Origin of the sequence: Kitasatospora saccharophila, from assembly GCF_039529925.1 — a bacterium.
GTDB classification, from domain to species: Bacteria; Actinomycetota; Actinomycetes; order Streptomycetales; family Streptomycetaceae; genus Kitasatospora; species Kitasatospora saccharophila.
The window spans coordinates 1-3230 of record NZ_BAAANS010000141.1 but is presented as its reverse complement, the minus strand read 5'-3'; the positions used below and the strand labels follow the sequence as shown (position 1 = coordinate 3230).

Below are 3230 nucleotides of genomic sequence, written 5' to 3'. Positions count from 1 at the left end.
CCGCTACGAACGCAAAGCCGACCACTTCGCCGCCTTCGCCAGCATCGCAGCAGCCATCATCTGCACCCGCAGACTCACCAAATGAGATGTCTTCTAAGAGCAACATCTCACCCGCCCTCAACCGGCTGACCGATCTCGGCCTGCTCTGGCGGATCTCCAACGGGCTGTGCCGGATCAACCCACGGATTGCCTTCAAGGGTTCCCAGGAAGAGTGGACCAAGGCGCTGGAGGAGGTGCCGGCTGACGTCCCCGAGGTGGTCCTTCCCAACTACCGTCGGCGCCCGCCCCGAACGAACAGATCCGGGCTGGCCGCCGCCGGCTGAAGCAGAGCGCGGGTTGCAGCCCCTTGAAAGTTCTCTCCGCACAGAACCTGCAAGTCCGTACGGTTCGACGGGCCAAGACCCCCCCTGGCGTTGTTGTCACTGGCCTCGGCCCGGGCGGCGGCAACGGTCAGGACGGCCGGGTGACCTCCTGTTGATCATGAAGAGGGGAACGGCGCTTTCCAGTTCAGGTAGTGCGAGAAGTGCATGATTCGCACATTCGTATTGCCTATAGGCAATCAAGTTGTACCGACACATCGCCATGCAGGGGACAGGGGTGTGGTGGTGGGTGGGGGTGGTGGCTGGTCGTCCTGGGTGCGGCCTGCTGGTGGGTGCTGCCTTCCTCGTGAATCGCCTGCCTTCGCCCCCTGCTCGCCCCCTGCTCGTCCTGTGTGCGGTGGGGTGGGCCCGTTGTGGCGGGTACTGGTTGTCCTCCCGCTTGGAGGGCCGGCGGCAGGGCAAGGGGGCTGGTGCCTGGGTGAGGAGGCGCGGGAAGGGCCCCCAGGGGCCCGGTTCCGGCGGCAGCCGGAATCCCGCGACTTACGCAGTAAGCCGCGTCCAGGGCGGCTTGCAGGCCGCCCTGGACCCCGGCCCGGGTGGCGGCAGTGGCACGGGCAGCCAGCCCGCCGGAGGCCCGGTGGGTTGTCGTGCGAGGGGCAAGGAGGTGGTGGTGCGGGCCATCGGGAGTGAGGGTGAGCCGGGTGACCTCCTGTTGAGTATTAAGAGGGAAACGGTGTTTTCCCAGGTCAGGGGGGCTGAGGAGTGCACGATTCTTACACTCGAGTGCACGATTCGTGTATTCGTATTGCCTATAGGCAACCATGTGGCGCCGACACGATACCCGGCTTGCCCAAGGGCTCTTGCCTATAGGCAATATGCGAGTAGGGTGGTGCCTTCCACGTTGCCTATAGGCAACGTTCAGAGGCTAGGAGGGGCGGGTGCGATCCAATCCGGTGCGGGGCGAGCTCGTGAACCGGGCGACGGGCGAGGTGATGCAGCTCGACCTCTTTTCAGAGGATGATGTGAAAGTCGGACCGGACAAGGCCCGCTATGACTGGAACCCGAACCCCGGTCGGCACGTGAACGTCTCGAAGACGTTGATGCGCAAGGTGTGGTGCAAGGATTCCGGCTACGACCAGAACGATCGGGACGTCTTCGGCTTCTACCTTGCGCACTCACCGGACGGCACCGAGCCACTGCGGATGACCTTCAAGGAGATCTCCGAGCTTCTGGGGCCTTCGCAGGGCACCATCCGTGCGTCGGTGGAGAAGCTCCATCGTGGCGGAATCCTCCTCGAAGCGGAGAAGTTCGGCCGGATGCGGTTCTACCGGGTGAACCCCAGGGTCGGCTACGACGGCCCGGCGAAGAAGCAGGTAGACGCTACGAAAGAGGCCCGCTTCCCGGTCGTTCCGGCCCCGGAAGCTCCGGCCAAGCCCGCTAGGAAGAGGAAGGCCGCGTGACTACGTCCACCATGTCCCAGCAGTACGAAGCCGAGTTCACCCCGGCCCTCTTGCACCAGCTCCTGCTGCAGACCGCCGGAGTTCCTGGCGCGGACTTCCGCGTTCTCGTGTTCTATGCCACTGCGGTTCCGCTCGGGCAGACCGTCCGTATCGTCGGAAAGTCGATCGCCGAGAAGCTCAAGCTCAGCGAACCGACAGTGTCCAAGAGCATCAGGCGCCTGGCCGGGGAAGGTTGGTTGGAACTGGTCTACCGGCAGGGTCCGATCAACTTTTACCGAGTGGGCCCGCTCGTGCTGCAGGCCGCTGCAGCGGCCAATGGTGATGAGACCGGGGACGAGGACGTTGACGACGCTCTGGCCACGGTTCACCACCTTTCCTTCGGCCAGGAGGAGATTCCCGAGTAGAGAGTTGGCGAAAGCAGAGCGCCAGCAACCACGGAGGCCCGTCAACCCGGCAGCCGACGGCTGCCCCGTTGAAGCAGTCCCTGCGGCATCGGCGGGGGCTGCTTGAACCAGCTAGGGCTTCACTGAAGAGCCGGAGAGCTACTCGTTGTTGACGTCCTGTCTTTCGAGTCGGCGAACTTCGTGCAGTTCCTGGGTCGGGCTGACCGTATTGCGGGGAAGAGTCAGAGTGCCTGAGAAGATGGCTCACGTGAGTGAAACCGTCGATCCTGTCCAGGTCGTTCTGAGTGCCAGCAAGGGTCTTCCGCCCAACCAGCGTCTGGTCCTGGTGCACTACGTGACCCATCCCAAGCGTGATCGTCACGGCACGGTCGAGGAGACCAACGAGAAGCTCGCCGGTGGCCTTGGCTGGCAGCCCACGGTCTTCTCGCGCACCTGTAAGGAGCTCATCGGGGCCGGCTTCCTTGAGGAGCGCAGGCGGGTCGGGAACGTTCGCTACTACGGACTGACCGCGAAGGCGATCGGCCGGAAGGCCAAGATCGTCCCACTGCGATCCGTCGGATAGCTGCATCCGTCCCCAACATCGGTCCCGCAGACGGGTAGGGGTGGTAGCTGGGGCTTAACCACTTTGTTCTGGTGGTCTGTAACAAAGCCGGTGGTTGCGCTGGCTTGTGTTCGGCCTTGTCTGGTTCGGGGTGGGGGTGTTGGGGTGGGCGGGGTGGTTTGGCGTTTGGAAGTGATGCGGGTGTGGGGGTTGGGTTGGTTGACCGTGCCGGGCCTTGGGTTGGCGTGGGCCGGGGCCCACGTACTCGTGCAGTCTCTTTCCGGGCTTGCCCCTGCCGGCCTGTACCTTGCGCACCGGGCCGGCCTTTTTCCTGGTCAGCTCGGCCGAAGGCCGTTCTTTCGTCAACCCGGTATCCAGCTTGACGAGTTGATCTGGGATCAGCCGTCTGGGCCGCCGGAGCGAAGCGGAGGCGCGCCCCGGGCCGGGCGCGAAGCGCCCGGCCGCGATCGGCGAAGCCGATCGCCGGACACGCGGAGCGGGTCCG

General features: G+C 64.7%; 4 protein-coding genes. All 4 read left to right on the top strand.

Features of this window, described 5'->3' with window-relative positions; translation table 11 throughout:
* Nucleotides 1–323: hypothetical protein (locus ABD345_RS39810; protein WP_344559704.1), on the top strand; the 323-nt coding region annotated here is incomplete at its 5' end.
* A 935-nt stretch (nucleotides 324–1258) separates the two neighbouring features.
* Entirely contained in the window at nucleotides 1259–1780 is a 522-nt protein-coding gene (locus tag ABD345_RS39805) for a helix-turn-helix domain-containing protein (protein ID WP_344559702.1), read from the top strand.
* Entirely contained in the window at nucleotides 1777–2184 is a 408-nt protein-coding gene (locus ABD345_RS39800) for a helix-turn-helix domain-containing protein (protein WP_344559700.1), read from the top strand. Before ABD345_RS39805 ends, ABD345_RS39800 begins: the two co-directional genes overlap by 4 nt.
* A gap of 226 nt (nucleotides 2185–2410) precedes the next feature.
* The gene (locus tag ABD345_RS39795) at nucleotides 2411–2746 is read left to right on the top strand and encodes a replication initiation protein, RepL2 (protein WP_344559698.1); all 336 of its coding nucleotides are present in this window, start codon (nucleotides 2411–2413) and stop codon (nucleotides 2744–2746) included.
* Nucleotides 2747–3230: the final 484 nt, after the last annotated feature.